We start from the raw sequence: 18,009 nt of genomic DNA, 5'->3' as shown, positions 1-18,009 counted from the left end.
CAAATCAAGCCTTGGCCTGGCCTCGCGCCGGCTCCCCTCCCCGACCCAGCGAAAGCAGCAGCAAGACGGCGGCCAATGCGCCATACGCCGCCACGAAGGGCCAGACCATGGATTGCGCGGCCGCGTCCAGGGTCCATGGCAGGTACACCGAGCCTATCGGCTCCACGGAATGAATCAGGCCGAATGCCGTGAGCACCGCGCCGAGCGCCACGATGCCCGCCGCCTTGCGCACGTGACCGTCGATCATCGCCACGACGAAACTAGCCCACACCATCGACGTGATGATGAAGCCGTTGCCAAGGATCACGATCACGGCCATGGCCGGCATGCCGTGGCTTGCGTCCGCATACAACGCGGCGAAGCGCGCGGGATCCACGATCGTCGGATCGCCCAGCTTGATCGCCAGCATCCGTGCGATCGCCGGGAAGAAGCTGAAGACCACGGCCCCCGCGTAGCGCAACGGCGTCGCCTCGAACGCCTGCGTGGTGATGCCGATGGACACAAAGACGAGGATGGGTGCCAGCACCGCCACCGGCAGCAACTCCACCAGGTTCGAGAGGTAGCCGAGCACGCCGCCCAGCCCGATCACGATGCCGGTCGCCAGCGTGTAGCCGGTGCGCGCGCCCATGGCCTTGTATGCCGGCTGCCCGATGTACGGCGTGGTCTGGGCCACGCCGCCACATACGCCCGCAACCAGCGTCGCGAGCGCCTCCACCAGCAGGATGTCGCGCGTGGCGTAATCGTCGCCGGCGGCGCGGGCGCTTTCGGTCACGTTGATGCCGCCCACCACCATGAGCAAACCGAAGGGCAGGATCAGGGGAAGGTAAGGCAGCGTGGCGGGCAGCCCTTCCAGGAAGCCGAGATTAGGCAAGGGAAGGCCCAGCCGCCATTGCCAGGCGGCCGGCGCGTGGTAGCCGGTACCCAGCAGCCCCGTGGGGCCGAGCCCGTAGTAGAGCAGCACGCCGACGAGGAAGGCCCCGAGCACCCCCGGCACGCCGAACGGCAGCCGCCGCTTCGCCACCAGGCCATAGAGCACGATGCCCAGCCCCGCGAAGCCCACCACGGGCACGCGCATGATTTCCACCAGCGGCAGGAATCCCATGAGGACCAGCGCGATGCCCGCGATCGACCCGAGCAGACCGGCGCGCGGCACGGATCGCTGCACCCATGCGCCGAAGAACGACAGCACGAACTTGAGCAGGCCCATGACCACCAGCGAGGCCATGCCGAGGCGCCAGGTGGCCTCGCCTGCCGCGACGGCATCCATGCCCGCCTGCCGGTATGCGGCAAAAGCGGGGCCCAGCACCAGCAAGGCCATGCCGATGCTCGTCGGCGCGTCGATCCCGAGCGGCATCGCCGTCACGTCCGAGCGCCCGGTGCGCGCGGCAAGGCGGTGGGCCATCCACGTATAGGCAAGGTTGCCGAGCAGGACGCCCAGCGCCGTGCCAGGGAACATGCGGCGGAAGACGATATCCGCCGGCATGCCGAAGATGCCCACGAGCGCGCTCGCCATGAAGGCCAGCAGGGAGAGGTTGTCCACGACGAGGCCGAGCACCCCGTTGAGGTCGCCGCCGCCGAAGCGGCGACGCGGAGCGGAGTCGGCGGCCATCAGAACGACACCTCCGCCGGCTGGCTCACCCGAAGAACGGACTGGTCGCCCGTCTTCGCCTTCCACGCCGCGCGAATGGCGTCTATCGCTTGCCGTTGCGCCGGCGTATCCGGATGCAACAGCACGATGAGTTTCGACCGAAGGCGCTCGGGATTCGACTGCCCGGCACCCTGCCACTGGCCGTAGACGTCGACCACGGTCAGCCCGCTGGGAAAGCGCGGGGTAACTTCACGATCGAGGAAAGCCCGCCAGCCCGCCTCGTCCACCCCACCCTTTCCGTCGGCGGTGCCGAGCCCGAAATACAGTTCCGTGCGCAGCCAGCCGGCCGCCGATGCGGGATGCGCAATGTCTCCGGCGAGTACCGGCGCAGGGGTTGGCGGCTGTGTGACGCAGCCGGCGCAAGCGAATGAGATCAACAGCAGAAGGACTGGCGCGGCTTTCATGGTTCCCCTGTGGACGTCCGTACGGCTATGCGTCCGAAGGGTAACAGCGCGGCGACCCTGGTCGACAAAAAAAGAGCCCGGCTTTCGCCGGGCTCCCTTGTGTTGCTACCGATCTTGCGAGCGGCTTGCAGGTATTACTGCTGAACCTGCAGTTCCGTGCGACGGTTGCGAGCGCGGCCTTCGGCCGTGTCGTTCGTGTCGATCGGGTTGTTCTCGCCGTGGCCGATCGGGCCTTCCAGACGATCCGCACCGATGCCGTGCGAGGTCAGGTAGTCGTACACGATCTTCGCGCGACGCTCGGACAGGCCCTGGTTGTAGGCGTCCTTACCAACGCTATCCGTGTAACCGGCAACCGTGACCTTGACCTGCGGGTAACGCTGCAGGGTGTCGACAGCCTGGTCGAGGACGCCCAGCGACTCGCTGGTCGGCTCCTGCAGGGTCGGGCCGATGTTCGTCTCGCCCTTCTTCGGACGGTCGAACTTGAAGTTGACGCCGCGCAGGTCGATGACGACCTTCTGCGGGCAACCATCCGGGCCGACGATGGTGCCAGCCGGCGTGGCCGGGCACTTGTCGTCGCAATCGTTCACGCCGTCGCCGTCGGTGTCGAGCGTGGAGCAATCCGGAGCAGCCGGGGCCGGAGCAGCGGCGGGAGCCGGAGCAGCCGGCGGCTCGCCGAAGCGCGACACGATCGAGAAGCCGAGGAACCAGTCGCCGTAGCCGTTCTCGCTATCGTTGGTCTTGTCGTCCCAGTCGTAGCGGTAGCCGGCTTCCACGCGGAAGTCGGAGCTGTCGGTGATGGTCTTGGACACGCCGACGCCGAGCTCGGCGGCCGGGGACCAGCCGTTGTCCGACGGGTTGTGGTGGTACGAACCCATCACGCCGGCGAGCAGGTACGGACGCCAGCTGTCCCACGCACCAGCGTAGAAGCGGGCGGCAACGCCGTAGCTGTTGTTCGACCAGTGGCCAACGCCATCGTTGTCGCGCTTGGTGCGGTCGGCAAAGATGTCGATCGACGCGTTGCTGGAGATGAACTTGCCGAAGCCCAGGCCGTAGTAAACCTGGCGGCTGTTGGTGTTGCGGTCGGTGTCGTTGTAGTAACCGCCAACCGTCGGGGCGATGTACCAGCGGCCGTCATAGCCGTTACCCGCGGTGTCGGCGGATTCCTGCGCGTGAACGGCACCCACGCCGCCCAGGGCCAAGCCGATCAGCAAAAACAAGCCCTTACGTTTCATCGGTGTCTCCTCATTATTGGTATTCGCGTCCGCGCTCCACCCCAGACGGAAATCGCGCGTAGAACTCTTGTCGAATCCGGGGACTTCAGCCGTCCCTCGCTTTGATACCCCTTCAACGGGCGGCGGCAGTTTAGCAAAAATCAAACAATTGGGCACCTGCCAAAAACCGCCGTTCATACTCGAGTCACAGCGATTATCAAGCCGTGAAGAGTGTCATGAACTCGTGAATGGGCATGGCATCCAGCGTTTCGGGCGACGAAGTCACCGCCAGCACCTTCTCGACACGGTCCGCGGGCCACTCGGCGCGCAGGGCGGATTCGAACTTCTTGAGCAGTACGGGGATGCCCTCGGCGCGGCGCTTGCGGTGGCCGATCGGGAAGTCGATGGACACCTTCTCCGTGGACGAGCCGTCGTTGAAGAACACCTGGACCGAATTGCCGATATAGCGCTTTTCGGGGTCGAAATAATCCTTGGTGAACTGCGGGTTCTCGACCACGGTCATTTTGTCGCGGAGGGCGTCGATACGCGGATCGGTGGCCACCGAATCGTTGTAATCGTCGGCCGTGAGGCGACCGAAGATGAGGGGCACGGCCACCATGTACTGGATGCAATGGTCGCGGTCGGCGTAGTTGGCCAGCGGCCCGGTCTTGTCGATGATGCGGCAGCCGGCTTCCTGGGTCTCGATCACCACTTTCTCCACCTCGTCGAGGCGGCCGCCCACCTGGGCGTGCAGCGCCATGGCGCACTCCACCGCGGTCTGGGCATGGAATTCGGCCGGGAAGCTGATCTTGAACAGCACGTTCTCCATAACGTAGCTGCCGAACGGACGCTCGAACTCGAACGCGTTGCCCTTGAAGGCCACGTCGTAATAGCCCCAGGTCTTCGCCGACAGCGCCGAGGGATAACCGACCACGTTGCGGTAGACGGCGTTGATGGCGTGCGTGACGGCGCGGCGGCAGGCGTCGCCGGCGGCCCAGCTCTTGCGCGGACCCGTGTTCGGGGCGTGGCGGTAGGTGCGCAGGGCGCCGTTGTCGATCCAGCTGTGCGAGACGGCGGTGGTGATCTGTTCCTTGCCGCCACCCAGCATGGCCGTGGTGACCGCCGTGGAGGCGAGGCGCACGAGGATCACGTGATCCTGGCCGACGCGGTTGAAGCTGTTCTTGAGGGCGTAGCAGCCCTGGATTTCATGGGCCTTGATGGCATAACCGAGCACGTCGCGCACGGTGAGGGGCTTGCCGCCCTCCTTAACCGCCTTGCGCGACAGGTAGTCCGCCACGGAAAGGATGGCACCGAGGTTGTCGGAGGGATGGCCCCACTCGGCGGCGAGCCAGGTGTCGTTGAAGTCGAGGTAGCGGATCTGCGTGCCGATGGCGAAAGCGGCCTGCACGGGATCGAGCTCGTGCGAGGTGAAGGGCACGCGGGAACCGCCGGCGAGCGTGGCACCGGGCACCACGGGGCCGAGATGCTTCACGCAGTCCGGGAATTTCATGGCCAGCGCCGAGCAGGCCAGCGAGTCGAGCAGCATGTAGCGCGCGGTGTCATAGGCCTCCTGCGAGTCGATCGTGTAATCGGCCACGTAGTTGGCGATGTCCACCAACGGCTGGTCCGGATCGGGACGCGTGGCGGAACGGATGTCGTGTGCGCTCATGGATGTCACTCGCGAAGGGGTGGGAAAGCCGTCGATTTTAACCGGTCCCCACCGGGGGATGTCTTGCCGCGCTGCATCCCAACCGCCACAATGCGCCCACTACCACCCGAAGGGGAGTAGTTCCGCGGGCCATCCCGGCCCGCGCGCCACGATCGTCAGTACGGACGCCACCCGCGTCCCGGTCGTAGCGGCGGCTCGCGCCGGGAACGAGACTTTTGTGGTGACGACGGGCGCGCGTACCCGTCGCCGCCGCATGGGTCCACCAGCGCGCAAGGGCCACACCGCATGGATTTCCTTACCCCCGAGTTCTTCTCCGGCCTCGCCGCGATCATCCTGCTCGACCTGGTACTGGCGGGCGACAATGCCATCGTCATCGCGCTCGCGGCGCGCAACCTTCCCCCGCATCTGCAGAAAAAAGCGGTGTTCTGGGGAACGTTCGGCGCCGTGGCGGTGCGCATCGCCCTCACCTTCGCCGTGATCTGGCTGCTCAAGCTGCCTGGCCTGATGCTGGCGGGCGGGATCCTGCTGCTGCCCATCGCGTGGAAGCTGCTGAAACCGGGCGAGCACGATCCCGACGTGGCCGCCGCCTCCGGCTTCTGGTCCGCCATCCGCACCATCGTGGTGGCCGACGCGCTCATGGGTCTGGACAACGTCCTCGCGATCGCCGGCGCGGCCAAGGGCCACATGGGGCTCGTCGTGCTCGGTCTCGCCATCAGCGTGCCGCTGGTCGTCTGGGGCTCCACGCTGATCTTGAAGCTGATCCACCGCTTCCCCGTCATCATCTACATCGGCGCGGGCGCCATCGCGTGGACCGCCGCACGGATGATCGCGCACGACCACCTGGTGGCCGCCTGGTTCGACGCACGTCCGTGGGCCCCCTGGCTACTCGACGTGATCCTGGTGACCGCCGTGTGCGGGGGCGGCTGGCTGTGGGCGCGCCGGATGCAGCGCAAGGCGCTGGCGTAGCCAAGGAGGTTCTTCACGGAAGTCCGTGGACGCTGCCTGGGTAGATCGGTTCATTCGCCAAGGCGAATGCATGTGTCCAGCGACTGGCGTCGCCGTCGGCTCGGGCGGTAGCGCCAGAGCCTTCGGTGTCCACCCTCGCTGCTCAGACAGTCCTCCGCGTTCGAATGGGAGGGGCCGCCTGCGCGGCCCGTGTACCTAATGGCCTTCGGCCGCTCTCTTGTGCGGAACTCGCCTCGAGGGTGGACACCGAAGACTCCTTCCATGACTGAGGCAGAGTGTTTGGAGAGCATCACTGCCGAAGGCAGAAGCCGCGGCGAGCGGGACATCTGCATAGCGCTCTGGCGATATCAGGTCGCAAGAACCGCCACGACATGCCCGATGGAACTCGCGACAGGCTCGTCATCACCCAGGCTGGGCAGGTGCCCGGTAATACGCGAAGAACAAAAAAAAGGCCGCCTTGCGGCGGCCCCTGGATCCCCCCGGAACGCGGTGGATCAGAAACGGAAGCGGACGTAGGCCGTCGGACCGTGCACCTTCATGTCGAGGTTCAGGTCGTAGTTGCGCTTATCCTGGTTTAGCTTGATGCGCGTGTAAGCGTATTCGGCGCCGAAGCCGACGTTCTGCCACGGGAACCACTCGACGCCGACCGCGGCGTCCCAGATGTGCCCGTTGAGCTTGCCGCCGTTCTTCTTCACGCCGTTGGCGTTCACGTACATGCGCCACTGGTCGTTGAACGCATGGCGCCAGCCGAGCTGGAGGTCCGGAGCCCAGGCACTGGCGTTGGTGCTCGAGCCATCGGAGAACGTCTGGCCGTTGACGGAGGCGCTGCCGAAGATGCTGGCGTGCACCTTGTAGTAAGCCGCACCCAGGCCCAGGCCGAACACGTCGTCGCCCGTGCCGAACCACCACTTATAGGCGGCGCTGCCGAAGTTGAACTTCAGATCGCCCTTCACCCGCGCCGACGCATCGATGGGCTGCCCGAGGAAGTTGATCTGCTCGGAGAGCGTCTTCGAGTGCGAGCGGTCGACCTGGTAATAGTCGAAAGAGAAGCCCTGGTGCTCGCCGATCAGGAAGTCCAGGCGGACACGCGGTTCCACCTTGTGCTTCTTGAAGTCGAGGTCGTCCTCGAGGTTCACGTCGCCGCTGGTGTTGAGGATGCCGGTCTTGGCACCGATGGTCGTGTCGTTGTTGGTGTAGTAGCCGCCGACCCAGAGGCTGATGTTGTCCAGCGCGCGCGACTGGGATTTCCTGTCGCTGCCGCTGTCCTGCGCGTGCGCGGTGGCACCGAAGGCAGCGAGCGAAGCGACCACAAGGCCGGCGGCGACCTTGGCGTGACGAGGTGGACGTGTGTGCATTCGAAGAACTCCCTGCAAGGTTTTTGTTCGTACCCCCGGACGAAAGCTTAACGAGCCCTTGCGTGTGCATTCTGTGCACGGGAACCTTCGCGTGTTTGAACGCGTTCAGGCAGAGATGGTGAAACCGTCGTGAAACCGCTACAGCGTGATCGGCACCCTGACGGTAATCGTGGTGTCCGGTGTGTCGCGCGTAATGCCCACGCCGAGCGTCACGTTCAACGTTTCCTTGTCGTTGAAACGGTACGAACCGCCTACGAGCAGCGAGCCCAGGGTGGCGCGGGCGGAGCCCGGCAGCGGGTGGTCGTTCTGCGTCGTGCGACTCACGAAAGCCTGGTCGTAACCGATGCTGATGGACGCCTTCTCGTTCAGCGAGAGGCCCATGCCGATGCTGATATCCGCGATGTCGCCGGCCTTGATGTCGCCGAGGAACTGCTTGCCCGCGCCAAGTACGTTACGGCTGACGTTCTTCCGCTCGAAGTTGTGCAGGTAGCTCAAATTGCCGAAGAACACGACAGGATCTGACGGAAACAGCCACGTGACGCCGATCTGGGCCGAGTTGAACCCGGTACCCGTCGGGCTTTGCAACGGCAGGCCCGTGCCCGTGAAGTTCTCCACGCAACGTGTGACGCAGTCGCTGGTGACTTCGAACGGATCGCGCCCGGTGCGCGACTTGGCGCGGAACCAGCCGATGTAATAGGGCTTATCGGCGCCGCCGTCGTTGATCTGGTAACGCAGCGTCGCCTCGATGTCGCCGATGCCCTTGCCGCTCGTGGTGAACAGGCGATCCTGCGCGGTGCCGGTGAATATCTCGCGGCTGATCGTGTCGGTGTGCGTGTCCACGTAGGGAACCCGCACCTCGAGTTCCATGCGGTTGGTCAAGCCATAGCGAAATGCCACGGCGCCGGTCTGCGTCGTGGTCTTCACCTGGCGTACGTCGACGAGACCGATGAGGATCGCGGGGATCACGGTGTAGCCCACTAAAGCCACGCGGTCGCTGGACGAATAACCATACTGGTACGACGGTTCCAGTATCAGCTTTCCACGCGGCGTCAGTACGCCCGGCTGGTCGAAGATGGGCGCCACTTCCGGCGGCCGCTCGTCCTGTTCCGGACGGCGGCCCACGGGCTGGGTGGCGACGACGGGCGACGAACCTGGTGCGGAGGGTGCTCCCGGAGGCGGCGCGGGCGGCGGCTCCTGCCCGGGCGTCGCCTGGGCGCGCGGATCGGCGAGCGCCGCAGAGCCGCCACGCGCTTCTTCCAGCGCATTGAGCCCGATGGCGCGGCGAAGGTCGTTGTACTGCACCTCCTGCGCCGCCAACTCGCGCTTCATCTGCTCGAGTTCCGCGAGTTGTTCCGCCATGCGGCTGCGCATCGCATCGATGCGCTTTCCTTGCGACTCGATCTTCTCGCGCAGCGCCGGATCGACCGACGACTCCTGCGCAAGACACGCCCCCACCCACAGTGGAAGCACCGCAAGCGCCAAGGCGCTCGCACATGTTCTTGCCTGCATCACCCTGCCATTGCGATACATGCGTCAGTTCCCCCGGAATTGGATCACCGCATCGTGGAGCGATTCGGCCAGCCGCATGCTTTGCAGCGTGTTCGCGGTGTTCACCGAAGCGTCGATCGTGGTGGTGGCCGAGATGGCCTGGTTGTCGAGCGAGTTCTGCACGATGAGCCCCGGTAGCCCGGATGAAGGCAGCGTGGCCGTGACGGCCTGCGGTAGTGCCTGCATCGGCGTGGGGGTTGCCGCCGAAGACGACGGAATGTTGGTTACGGGTGGAACGCTTGCGCCTGCCGATGGCGTCTGGGTCACGGCGGGCATCGTCGGCACCGCATCGGCAACGCCGCCTGCGCCGTTCGTGACCACCGTGGTGCGCAACGCGTCACGCAAGGCGGCCGCCTGCTCCGTGGTCATCTTCGCGATATCCGGCACGCTGATCGTGGTGCGCATCGCTTCCATGCCGTTGATCAGCACGGTGCGCTGCAGCGCGAACGAGGCGCGTAGGTCGTCGCCGAAATCGAAGCCGCCGCGAATGCGGTCCAGGCGCGCGTCGGAGACCACGCGGTTCACCGGAAACTCCGCGGCACCGGCGGTGGCGCACAGTCCGGTTCCGAGCAGTACGGCGACGAAGAGGGTTCGGGTTTTCATATGTCCCCCGGTCCGCGTTTCGGCATGACGATGGGCCCGAGTCCGTTGCGCTCGATGCCCTCGCCGATGGGTGCCGCCGGAGCGACCGCCCAGTCGCGCGGACTGTTGAATATGGCGCTTTCGCGCCGATTGTGGATGACGAACACCACGTGGTTGGTCCACATCGCGTCGAAGCGCCGCTTCGACATCGCGCGCGTGCCGCGGGCCGGGTCGCCCACCAGCACACGCCCGTTCTTGTAGCCCTTCACCACCACGAAATGGTGGTAGCCGCGCTCGTTGATGAGCACGATAGCCGGCATACCTTCCGCGTCCAGCCGCTCCAGCGGTACTTCGAAGCCGTCGGCCTCGAAGCCGCGCGAGGCGAGGAAGCGCTTGATGTCGAGCAGGGAGAATCCTTCTTTCCCGATCTTCGCGCGATCGCCATGGGTGTACATGACATCGAACGCCGACTGCTCGTCCACGGGATAGCCGTATTGGTAGGTGAGCAACGTGGCCACCGCCGCGGACCCGCAGCTGAAGTCGTAACGCTGCCGCACGGTGTTGCGGAAGCGTGCCTCCTTGAGGCTGGTCATTCTCATCGGATACGACGTGCCGGGGCTCGTCTGTACCTCCGCACGGTCCGCCAGGGCGAACGGGCTCGCCAGCACCGACAGGAGTCCGATGGCGAGGGCATAGCGTGGTTTCACGGGTTCATCCGCAGGTTGACTATGGTGTTGTTCTGGATGAGCACGTTGTTGCCCGAGTTCTGGATCACGGTGGGCAGGCCCGCGGAATTGCCGAACGCCGAATCGCCGACGAAGTTCGCGCCGCTGAAGGTGCCCTTCGCGGTGTTCTCGCTGACCGTGCCTTTCGATTCCTGCGTATTGAGGTTGTTGGTCACGTGGGTATCGGTGCCGCCGGTCATGCCCTGCAGTTGGGCCGTCGACGCGGGAGCGCCGAACGATGCCGGAGGCGCTTCGCCGGTTGGCGCGGACTGCGCGCCGGCCACGCACGGGGCGGCCACCAGGGCCAGTGCCACTAACGCGGTGTGGGGTCGGAACATCGGCATGAGTGTTCTCCTGGAGCTGGGGATCCCCTTCGGATGCCACGGGGCGCAACCGCGCCCCGTGGCTCCCTTTTCTCGCTACCGTGCCGCTGTTACGGGGCGCCGCCGACGCTCAGGTTGGCCTGGACGTTGACGCTCTGCTGGATCAGCGACGACGCGCCCGAGTTGGCCGCGAAGCTGCCGATACCGGCCAGCGTGGAGCCCGCGCTACCCATGTTGTTGGCCATGCTGTAGCTGCCGGTTCCCACGGAGTTGGAACCACCCGAACCGCCGGAACCGCCGCTGCCGCCGGTGCCCGATCCGCCCGTGCCGTCGCCGCCGGCCGCACCCGCGCCGCCGTCGCCCGACATCGCCGTCGCGGTACCGCCCGCGCCACCCGTCGAGCTTCCGCCCGTGGAGGTGGGCGAGGCATCGCCCGAGGTCGAAGTCGCACCGGTGCTGGCCGATGCGCCGCCCGTTCCGGCAGTCGAACCGCCGGTGGCCGTGTCCGCGCCTCTGCCGCGACCGTTGGCGTTGCCGCCGTCGCCGTTGGAATTGCCGCCGTCGCCGCTGGTATCGCCGCCGTAGGCGACGCTCGCTCCGAGGGCATCGCCGCTGCTGGTGCCGGCGCCGCCGCCGACCGCGCCGCGAGCGCGTGCATTGCCGCTGTCTCCGCCGTCTCCGCCGGCGCCGCCGCGGCCGACCGCGCCGTAGCCATCGCCGCCCGCTCCACCGCGCGCGCCGTTGGCGTTGCCGAGGTTCACGGCCACGTTGCCGAGGCTGAGCACGGTGTTACCGGTGACAGTGCCGTTGAGGGTGCTCTCGGCCACGGCGGTGGTCGAGATGGTGTTGAACGAACTGGTATTGGTGTTGGTGGTGGTCGAGCTATCGGAATACTGGACGGCGATGGACCGGCGCTGGGCGCTGGCGCCCGCTCCTCCGGTCTGGGTGTCGTCGGCCATGGCCGGCAGTGCCAATCCAGTAGCGAGGCAGATCGCCGTGGCGATAAGAGTCTTACGCATGGGAGAGTCTCCTGTGAGCGACGCGAAACCCCTGTTTCTTCGGGATGACCGGGCGCCCTGCCAACGCACCGGGTCCTATATAGGGAGCAAATTGCGTGCCTTCCGTCGCGCATGCGGCGAGACCCGTTCCCATGCGGGTTTACAGCGCCACCGTCCGCTTCTGAACGCTCCACGCTGTAACGGGCCCGATACACGCCGTAACGCGCCTGCTGCGGATGCATTCGTGAAAGGCCGCAGGGCCACTTGCCGTTCGTGCCGGTTCCGACCATCATTCGAACGATCGTTTGAACGGAGCCTTTCGTGGCCTACCCGCACCTGCTCGCCCCGCTCGACCTCGGCTTCACGAGCCTGCCCAACCGTGTGCTCATGGGTTCGATGCACGTCGGACTCGAAGACAAGGCGGCCGACTTCGACAAGCTCGCCGCGTTCTACGCCGAGCGCGCCCGCGGCGGCGTGGGGCTCATCGTCACCGGCGGCATGGCGCCGAACATCCAGGGCTGGCTGAAGCCGATGTCGGGAACGATGTCGATGCCCTGGCACGTGGCGCGGCATCGCAAGGTCACGCGGGCCGTGCATGCGGAGGGCGGCAAGATCTGCATGCAGATCCTCCACGCCGGACGCTACGGCTACCAGCCTTTCTCCGTAGCGCCGTCACGCATCAAGTCCCCTATCACTCCCTTCACCCCGCGGGCGCTGTCGGCCCGTGGCGTGGAACGCAGTATCGACGCCTTCGTGCGTAGTGCGAAGCTGGCCCGCGACGCCGGCTACGACGGCGTGGAGGTCATGGGTTCCGAGGGATACCTGATCAACCAGTTCCTCACGGCGCGAACGAACCGCCGCACCGACCGCTGGGGCGGTTCGGCCGAGAACCGCATGCGCTTTCCCATCGAAATCGTGCGCCGCATGCGCGAGGCCGTCGGCAAGGATTTCATCATCGTGTACCGCCTTTCGATGCTCGACCTCGTGGACGAGGCGCAGTCGTGGACGGATATCGTCGCGCTGGCCAAGGGCATCGAAGCCGCCGGGGCGACGATCATCAACACCGGCATCGGCTGGCATGAGGCACGCATCCCCACCATCGTCACGAGCGTGCCGCGCGGCGCCTTCACCTGGGTCACCCGGCGCATGAAGGGCGAAGTGTCCCTGCCGCTGGTGACCACGAACCGCATCAATATGCCCGATGTGGCGGAGCAGATCCTCGCCCGGGGCGATGCCGACATGGTGTCCATGGCTCGCCCTTTCCTTGCCGATCCCGAGTGGGTGAACAAGGCACGCGCCGCGCGGCCGGAGGCGATCAACACCTGCATCGCCTGCAACCAGGCGTGCCTCGACCACGTGTTCCAGAACCGGCGCGCCTCCTGTCTCGTTAACCCGCGTGCCTGTCATGAGACCGAGCTGATCGTCGCGCCAGCACCGGCGAAGAAGCGCGTCGCCGTCGTCGGTGCCGGTCCCGCGGGATTGGCCGCGGCGACCACACTGGCAGAGCGTGGCCACGCTGTGACGCTGTTCGACCGTGCCCCGGCGATCGGCGGCCAGTTCAACATGGCCAAGCGTATTCCGGGCAAGGAGGAATTCCACGAAACCCTGCGCTACTTCGACCATCGCCTGGACGCCACCGGCGTGGTACGCCGCCTCGGTACCGAAGCCTCTGTCGACGCCCTCGCCGACGGCGGCTTCGATACCGTGATCCTCGCCAGTGGCGTGCGTCCACGCATGCTCGACATTCCGGGTGCGCACCATCCGAAGGTGCTCAGCTACCTCGACGTGCTGCAGAACGGTGCGGCCGTGGGCCACAAGGTGGCGATCGTCGGCGCCGGCGGCATCGGCTTCGACGTCGCGGAGTTCCTCACGGAGGATGCGCCCTCGCCCACCACGGACATCGCGCGCTGGACGAAGGAATGGGGTGTGGACATGGCCATGTCGACGCCCGGCGGCCTGATGCCCGCGCAGCCGGAAAAACCGGAGCGACAGGTATGGCTGTTGCAACGCACGGCGGGACGGCCGGGCGGGCGCCTCAACAAGACGTCGGGGTGGGTCCACCGCTCCACGTTGAAGAACAAGCGTGTGCAGATGATCGGTGGTGTGGCCTACGAGCGTATCGACGATGCGGGACTGCACGTCGTTGTCGAAGGCAAGGCGCAGGTGCTGGAGGTCGACCATGTCGTCGTGTGCGCGGGCCAGGAACCGAACCGCGACCTGCACGATGCGCTGCTGGCGCGCGGGGTAGACGTTCGCCTGGTCGGCGGCGCCGACGTCGCGGCGGAACTCGATGCGAAGCGGGCGATCGACCAGGCAACGCGCCTGGCGGCGACGCTCTGACGCCTTGCAGGCAATCGCCGCTGAAGCGGCTCCCACACAAGGCAGCCCCGACCTTGTGTGGGGAGCTTTGTGTGGGAGCCGGCTATGCCGGCGATGTGTGGGGAGCTTTGTGTGGGAGCCGGCTATGCCGGCGATGCTTCCCTCAGCGCTTCTCGATCGGCGTGTACGCCTGGTCTTCCGGCCCCGTGTAGTTCGCGCTCGGACGGATGATCTTGCCGTCCTGGCGCTGCTCGATCACGTGTGCGCTCCAGCCCGACGTACGCGCGATGACGAAGAGCGGCGTGAACATCGCCGTGGGCACGCCCATCATGTGATACGCGGACGCCGAGTACCAGTCGAGGTTCGGGAACATCTTCTTCAGTTCCCACATCAGCTTTTCGATCTTCTCCGACACTTCGAACAGGCGCGGATTGCCGCCTTCGGTGCAGAGCTTGCGCGCGATCTCCTTGATGATCTCGTTGCGCGGATCGGACACCGTGTACACCGGATGGCCGAAGCCGATGATGATTTCCTTGCGCTCCACGCGCGCACGGATGTCGGCTTCCGCCTCGGCTGCGTCGCGGTAGCGCGCGATGATCTCCATCGCCACCTCGTTCGCGCCGCCATGCTTCGGGCCGCGCAGCGCACCGATGGCGCCGGTGATGGCCGAATACATGTCGGAGCCCGTGCCGGCGATGACGCGTGCGGTGAACGTGCTGGCATTGAACTCGTGCTCGGCGTACAGCACCAGCGAGCGATCCAGGGCGTGCGAATGCAGTTCGCTGGGCTTGCGGCCGTGCAGCAGGTGCAGGAAGTGCCCGGCGATGGAATCGTCGTCCGTCTCCGTTTCGATGCGCTTGCCGTTGTGGCTGTAGTGGTACCAGTACAGCAGCATCGAACCGAAGCTCGCCATCAGGCGATCGGCGATATCGCGCGCACCGGTGAGGTTGTGATCGTCCTTCTCCGGCAGCACGGTGCCGAGCACCGACGCGCCGGTACGCATCACGTCCATCGGGTGCGTCGCCGCGGGCAGCAGTTCAAGCGCGCTCTTCACCGGCGCGGGCAGGCCACGCATGCGCTTCAGCTTGGCGCGGTAGGCATTCAGCTCCATCCAGTTCGGCAGCACACCGTGGACGAGGAGATAGGCCACTTCCTCGAAGGACCCTTTCGCGGCGAGGTCGTGGATGTCGTAGCCGCGATAGTGGAGGTCGTTGCCGCTACGGCCGACCGTGCACAGCGCCGTGTTGCCGGCGGTGACGCCGGACAGGGCGACGGATTTCTTCGCCTTCGGCGCCGTGGTGGTTGTGGTGTCGCTCATTGCGTGACTCCTTAACCTTTCTTGGAGAACAGTTCGTCGAGGTGACGTTCGTAGGCGTGATAGCCGATGCGGTCGTAGAGCTCTTCGCGCGTCTGCATCGTATCGATGACGTTGCGCTGGTGGCCGTCGCGGCGGATGGCTGTGTAGACGTTCTCCGCGGCCTTGTTCATGGCCCGGAAGGCGGATAGCGGATAAAGCACGATGCCGACGCCCACGCCACCCAGCTCCTCGGTGCTGAACAGCGGCGTCTGGCCGAACTCGGTGATGTTGGCGAGGATGGGTGCCTTCACGGCGTCGACGAAACGCTTGTAGGTCGGCAGATCGTAGGCCGCCTCCGCGAAGATCGCATCCGCACCCGCTTCGACGCAGGCGATGGCGCGCTCGATGGCGGCATCCACGCCGTCCACCGCGATGGCGTCGGTGCGCGCGATCAGGAAGAAATCGGGATCCGTCTTCGCATCGGCCGCCGCCTTGACGCGGTCGGCCATCTCGCCCGCACTGACGATTTCCTTGCCGGGGCGATGACCGCAGCGCTTGGCGCCCACCTGGTCCTCGATGTGGCAGGCGGCTGCGCCGAACTTGATGAGGCTTTTCACGGTGCGCGCGATGTTGAACGCGCTGGGACCGAAGCCCGTGTCGATATCCACCATGAGCGGCAAATCGCACACGTCGGTGATACGGCGCACGTCGGTGAGCACGTCGTCGAGCGTGTTGATGCCGAGATCCGGCAGGCCCAGCGAACCCGCGGCCACGCCGCCACCGGAAAGATAGATGGCGCGGAAACCCGCCCGTTTGGCCAGCAAGGCGTGGTTGGCGTTGATCGCCCCGATCACCTGCAGCGGCCGTTCGGCCGCGAGCGCGGCGCGGAACCGGGCGCCGGGCGAGGGTTGCTGTGCCATGGAACTCTCCGCGTAAAGGGAGCCATTTTAGCGCACGGGTGGTGGGAAGGCCTTGCTGCGCCGCGGCGTAGGCCGCGACGCCTATGCGGGCGGCCGCTGGCCGCAATGCGGTCCGTGGGCGATCGCCTTGCGGATTTCCTCCAGCGCGCCCGGATCGTCGAGGGTCGACAGGTCGCCCGGATCCGTACCCTGCATCAGCGCCTGCAAGGACCTGCGCAGGAGCTTGCCCGAGCGGGTCTTCGGCAAGGCGCCCACCACGTATACGCACGCGGGGCGTGCGAGACCTCCGAGCAGTTCCACCACGCGGCGCTCCATGGCCTGCGCGACATCGCGCGGATCGTCGGTAACACCCTGCTTCAGCGTTGCGAACACCGCGGGAACCTGCCCTTTCAGCTCGTCGGCGATGCCTACCACCGCCACCTCGGCAACGGCGCCGAGCGTGGCGACCGATTCCTCGACTTCGCGCGTGCCGAGACGGTGGCCTGCAACGTTGATCACGTCGTCGGTACGGCCGAGGATGAAGAAGTAGCCTTCTTCGTCGCGCACCGCCCAGTCCAGCGAGCTGTACAGCAGTTCCTTGAAGTGTCCGAAGTAGCTGCGGCGATAGCGTTCGTCGTCGCGCCAGATCGTCGTCAGGCATCCTGGCGGCAGCGGTGGCTCGATCACCAGCACGCCTTTTTCTCCCGCTGCCTTTTCCTCGCCCGTGCCCTCGTCGATCACGCGCATGCGGTAACCGAAGGTGGGGAATCCGGGCGATCCCGGCTTGACCGGTTTCAAGTCCAGTCCCGGCATCATCGACAGGGCCGGCCACCCCGTTTCGGTCTGCCAGTAATTGTCGATCACCGTCTTCCCGGTACCCTCCGTGAGCCAGTCGTACGTGGGGCGGTCGAGCGGTTCGCCCGCGAGGAAGATCCACTTCAGCGCGGACAGGTCGTACCTGCGCAACCACGACGCGTCCTGCTTCTTCAGCATGCGCACCGCGGTGGGCGACGAGAACATGGTGCGCGCACCGTAGGTCTCGCACAGGCGCCACCAGATGCCCGGATCCGGCCCTGTGGGAAGGCCTTCGTAAAGGATGGCCGTGCAGCCGCCGATGAGCGGACCGTACACGTTGTACGAATGTCCCACGGCCCAGCCCACGTCCGAGGTACACAGGATCGTCTGGCCGGGGCGCAGGTCGAAGATCGCCGTCATGGAAACGGCAAGCGCCACGGCATAGCCGCCCACGTCGCGTTGCACACCCTTCGGCCTGCCCGTAGTGCCCGAGGTGTACAGAAGGTAGCTCGGCTCGTTGGACTCCAGCCAAGCCACGGGCACGTCCGCGGCAGCGTGCGTCGCGCGCAGCGCGCCGTAGTCGACGTCCCGCCCTTCGGTCCATGCCATATCGGCATCGAGGCCGCGATTCACCACGAGCACATGCGGCGGCGGTGCCTTCGCTTCGCGCAGCGCGGCATCCACCAGCGGCTTGTACGGGATCACTTTGCCGCCACGCATGCCGGCGTCGGCGCATACGAGCACCGCCGGCTCCGCATCGTCGATGCGCAATGCCAGGTTATGCGCGGCGAAGCCGCCGAAGACCACCGAATGAATGGCCCCGAGCCGGGCGCAAGCCAGCATCGCGAATACGGCTTCGGCCACGTTCGGCATGTAGATGACGACGCGGTCGCCGCGGCCCACACCCAACTCGGCAAGCGCGGCCGCGAACGTATTCACCTCGCGGTGGAGTTCGCGATAGGTGATTTCGCGGGTGACGCCCGTCTCGGTGGACACCGCGACGATGGCCAACTGCTCGGGACGCTCGCCCAGGTGACGATCGACGGCGTTGTAGCAGAGATTGGTCGTGCCCCCGGCGAACCAGCGCCGGAAGGGCGGGTTCGACGCGTCGAGGATGCGTTGCGGCGGCGTCTCCCAATGGATCAGCCGCGCCTGCTCGGCCCAGAAGGCCTCCGGTTCGTCGACCGAGCGTCGCCAGGCGGTGTCGTAGTCCATGCTCGCATCCGGGGGAAACGGGCCTGTGAGATTAGAGCGCGCGACCGAGACGCGC

General features: G+C 66.3%; 15 protein-coding genes. 2 read left to right on the top strand and 13 right to left on the bottom strand.

Annotation, left to right across the window (positions count from 1 at the left end):
• Window positions 1-4: 4 nt before the first annotated feature.
• From ACPYOD_RS10960 to ACPYOD_RS10945, 4 genes are all read right to left on the bottom strand, one after another.
• A complete protein-coding gene (locus ACPYOD_RS10960) occupies window positions 5-1,609 on the bottom strand; it encodes a hypothetical protein (protein WP_481301772.1) in 1,605 nt (534 codons plus the stop codon).
• Window positions 1,609-2,052, bottom strand: a complete 444-nt coding sequence (locus tag ACPYOD_RS10955) for a DUF3574 domain-containing protein (protein ID WP_481301771.1) — start codon at window positions 2,050-2,052, stop codon at window positions 1,609-1,611. Before ACPYOD_RS10955 ends, ACPYOD_RS10960 begins: the two co-directional genes overlap by 1 nt.
• A gap of 134 nt (window positions 2,053-2,186) precedes the next feature.
• A complete protein-coding gene (locus ACPYOD_RS10950; protein ID WP_481301770.1) occupies window positions 2,187-3,284 on the bottom strand; it encodes an OmpA family protein in 1,098 nt (365 codons plus the stop codon).
• 196 nt (window positions 3,285-3,480) lie between these two features.
• The gene (locus ACPYOD_RS10945; RefSeq protein ID WP_481301769.1) at window positions 3,481-4,932 is read right to left on the bottom strand and encodes a bifunctional 2-methylcitrate dehydratase/aconitate hydratase; all 1,452 of its coding nucleotides are present in this window, start codon (window positions 4,930-4,932) and stop codon (window positions 3,481-3,483) included.
• 285 nt (window positions 4,933-5,217) lie between these two features.
• Between ACPYOD_RS10945 and ACPYOD_RS10940 the strand changes: the two genes are divergently transcribed.
• Complete coding sequence (locus ACPYOD_RS10940; protein ID WP_481301768.1) at window positions 5,218-5,898, top strand: TerC family protein; 681 nt, start codon at window positions 5,218-5,220, stop codon at window positions 5,896-5,898.
• A gap of 494 nt (window positions 5,899-6,392) precedes the next feature.
• Here ACPYOD_RS10940 and ACPYOD_RS10935 read toward each other — a convergent pair whose 3' ends face one another.
• The 6 genes from ACPYOD_RS10935 to ACPYOD_RS10910 all read right to left on the bottom strand — a co-directional run bounded on the left by ACPYOD_RS10935 (window position 6,393) and on the right by ACPYOD_RS10910 (window position 11,450).
• A complete protein-coding gene (locus tag ACPYOD_RS10935) occupies window positions 6,393-7,253 on the bottom strand; it encodes an outer membrane protein (RefSeq protein WP_481301767.1) in 861 nt (286 codons plus the stop codon).
• Between the two features lie 138 nt (window positions 7,254-7,391).
• Complete coding sequence (locus ACPYOD_RS10930) at window positions 7,392-8,723, bottom strand: acetate kinase (protein ID WP_481301766.1); 1,332 nt, start codon at window positions 8,721-8,723, stop codon at window positions 7,392-7,394.
• Window positions 8,724-8,786: 63 nt separating this feature from the next.
• Window positions 8,787-9,404, bottom strand: a complete 618-nt coding sequence (locus ACPYOD_RS10925; protein WP_481301765.1) for a hypothetical protein — start codon at window positions 9,402-9,404, stop codon at window positions 8,787-8,789.
• Window positions 9,401-10,090: a C39 family peptidase gene (locus ACPYOD_RS10920; RefSeq protein ID WP_481301764.1), complete on the bottom strand. Its 690-nt coding sequence runs from the start codon at window positions 10,088-10,090 to the stop codon at window positions 9,401-9,403. The genes ACPYOD_RS10925 and ACPYOD_RS10920 overlap by 4 nt, the downstream gene beginning before the upstream one ends.
• A complete protein-coding gene (locus tag ACPYOD_RS10915) occupies window positions 10,087-10,446 on the bottom strand; it encodes a hypothetical protein (RefSeq protein WP_481301763.1) in 360 nt (119 codons plus the stop codon). The genes ACPYOD_RS10920 and ACPYOD_RS10915 overlap by 4 nt, the downstream gene beginning before the upstream one ends.
• 95 nt (window positions 10,447-10,541) lie before the next feature.
• Complete coding sequence (locus tag ACPYOD_RS10910) at window positions 10,542-11,450, bottom strand: hypothetical protein (RefSeq protein ID WP_481301762.1); 909 nt, start codon at window positions 11,448-11,450, stop codon at window positions 10,542-10,544.
• Window positions 11,451-11,750: 300 nt separating this feature from the next.
• Here ACPYOD_RS10910 and ACPYOD_RS10905 point away from each other — a divergent pair, with 300 nt between their 5' ends.
• A complete protein-coding gene (locus ACPYOD_RS10905) occupies window positions 11,751-13,769 on the top strand; it encodes an FAD-dependent oxidoreductase (protein ID WP_481301761.1) in 2,019 nt (672 codons plus the stop codon).
• A gap of 142 nt (window positions 13,770-13,911) precedes the next feature.
• Here ACPYOD_RS10905 and prpC read toward each other — a convergent pair whose 3' ends face one another.
• From prpC to prpE, 3 genes are all read right to left on the bottom strand, one after another.
• Entirely contained in the window at window positions 13,912-15,066 is a 1,155-nt protein-coding gene (prpC, locus tag ACPYOD_RS10900; protein WP_481301760.1) for a bifunctional 2-methylcitrate synthase/citrate synthase, read from the bottom strand.
• 11 nt (window positions 15,067-15,077) lie between these two features.
• Window positions 15,078-15,965: a methylisocitrate lyase gene (gene prpB, locus ACPYOD_RS10895; RefSeq protein WP_481301759.1), complete on the bottom strand. Its 888-nt coding sequence runs from the start codon at window positions 15,963-15,965 to the stop codon at window positions 15,078-15,080.
• Window positions 15,966-16,046: 81 nt separating this feature from the next.
• A complete protein-coding gene (prpE, locus tag ACPYOD_RS10890; protein ID WP_481301758.1) occupies window positions 16,047-17,954 on the bottom strand; it encodes a propionate--CoA ligase in 1,908 nt (635 codons plus the stop codon).
• Window positions 17,955-18,009: the final 55 nt, after the last annotated feature.

This window comes from Luteibacter sp. HAY1-4A, from assembly GCF_056755355.1.
This window is presented reverse-complemented; position numbering and strand designations above follow the sequence as displayed.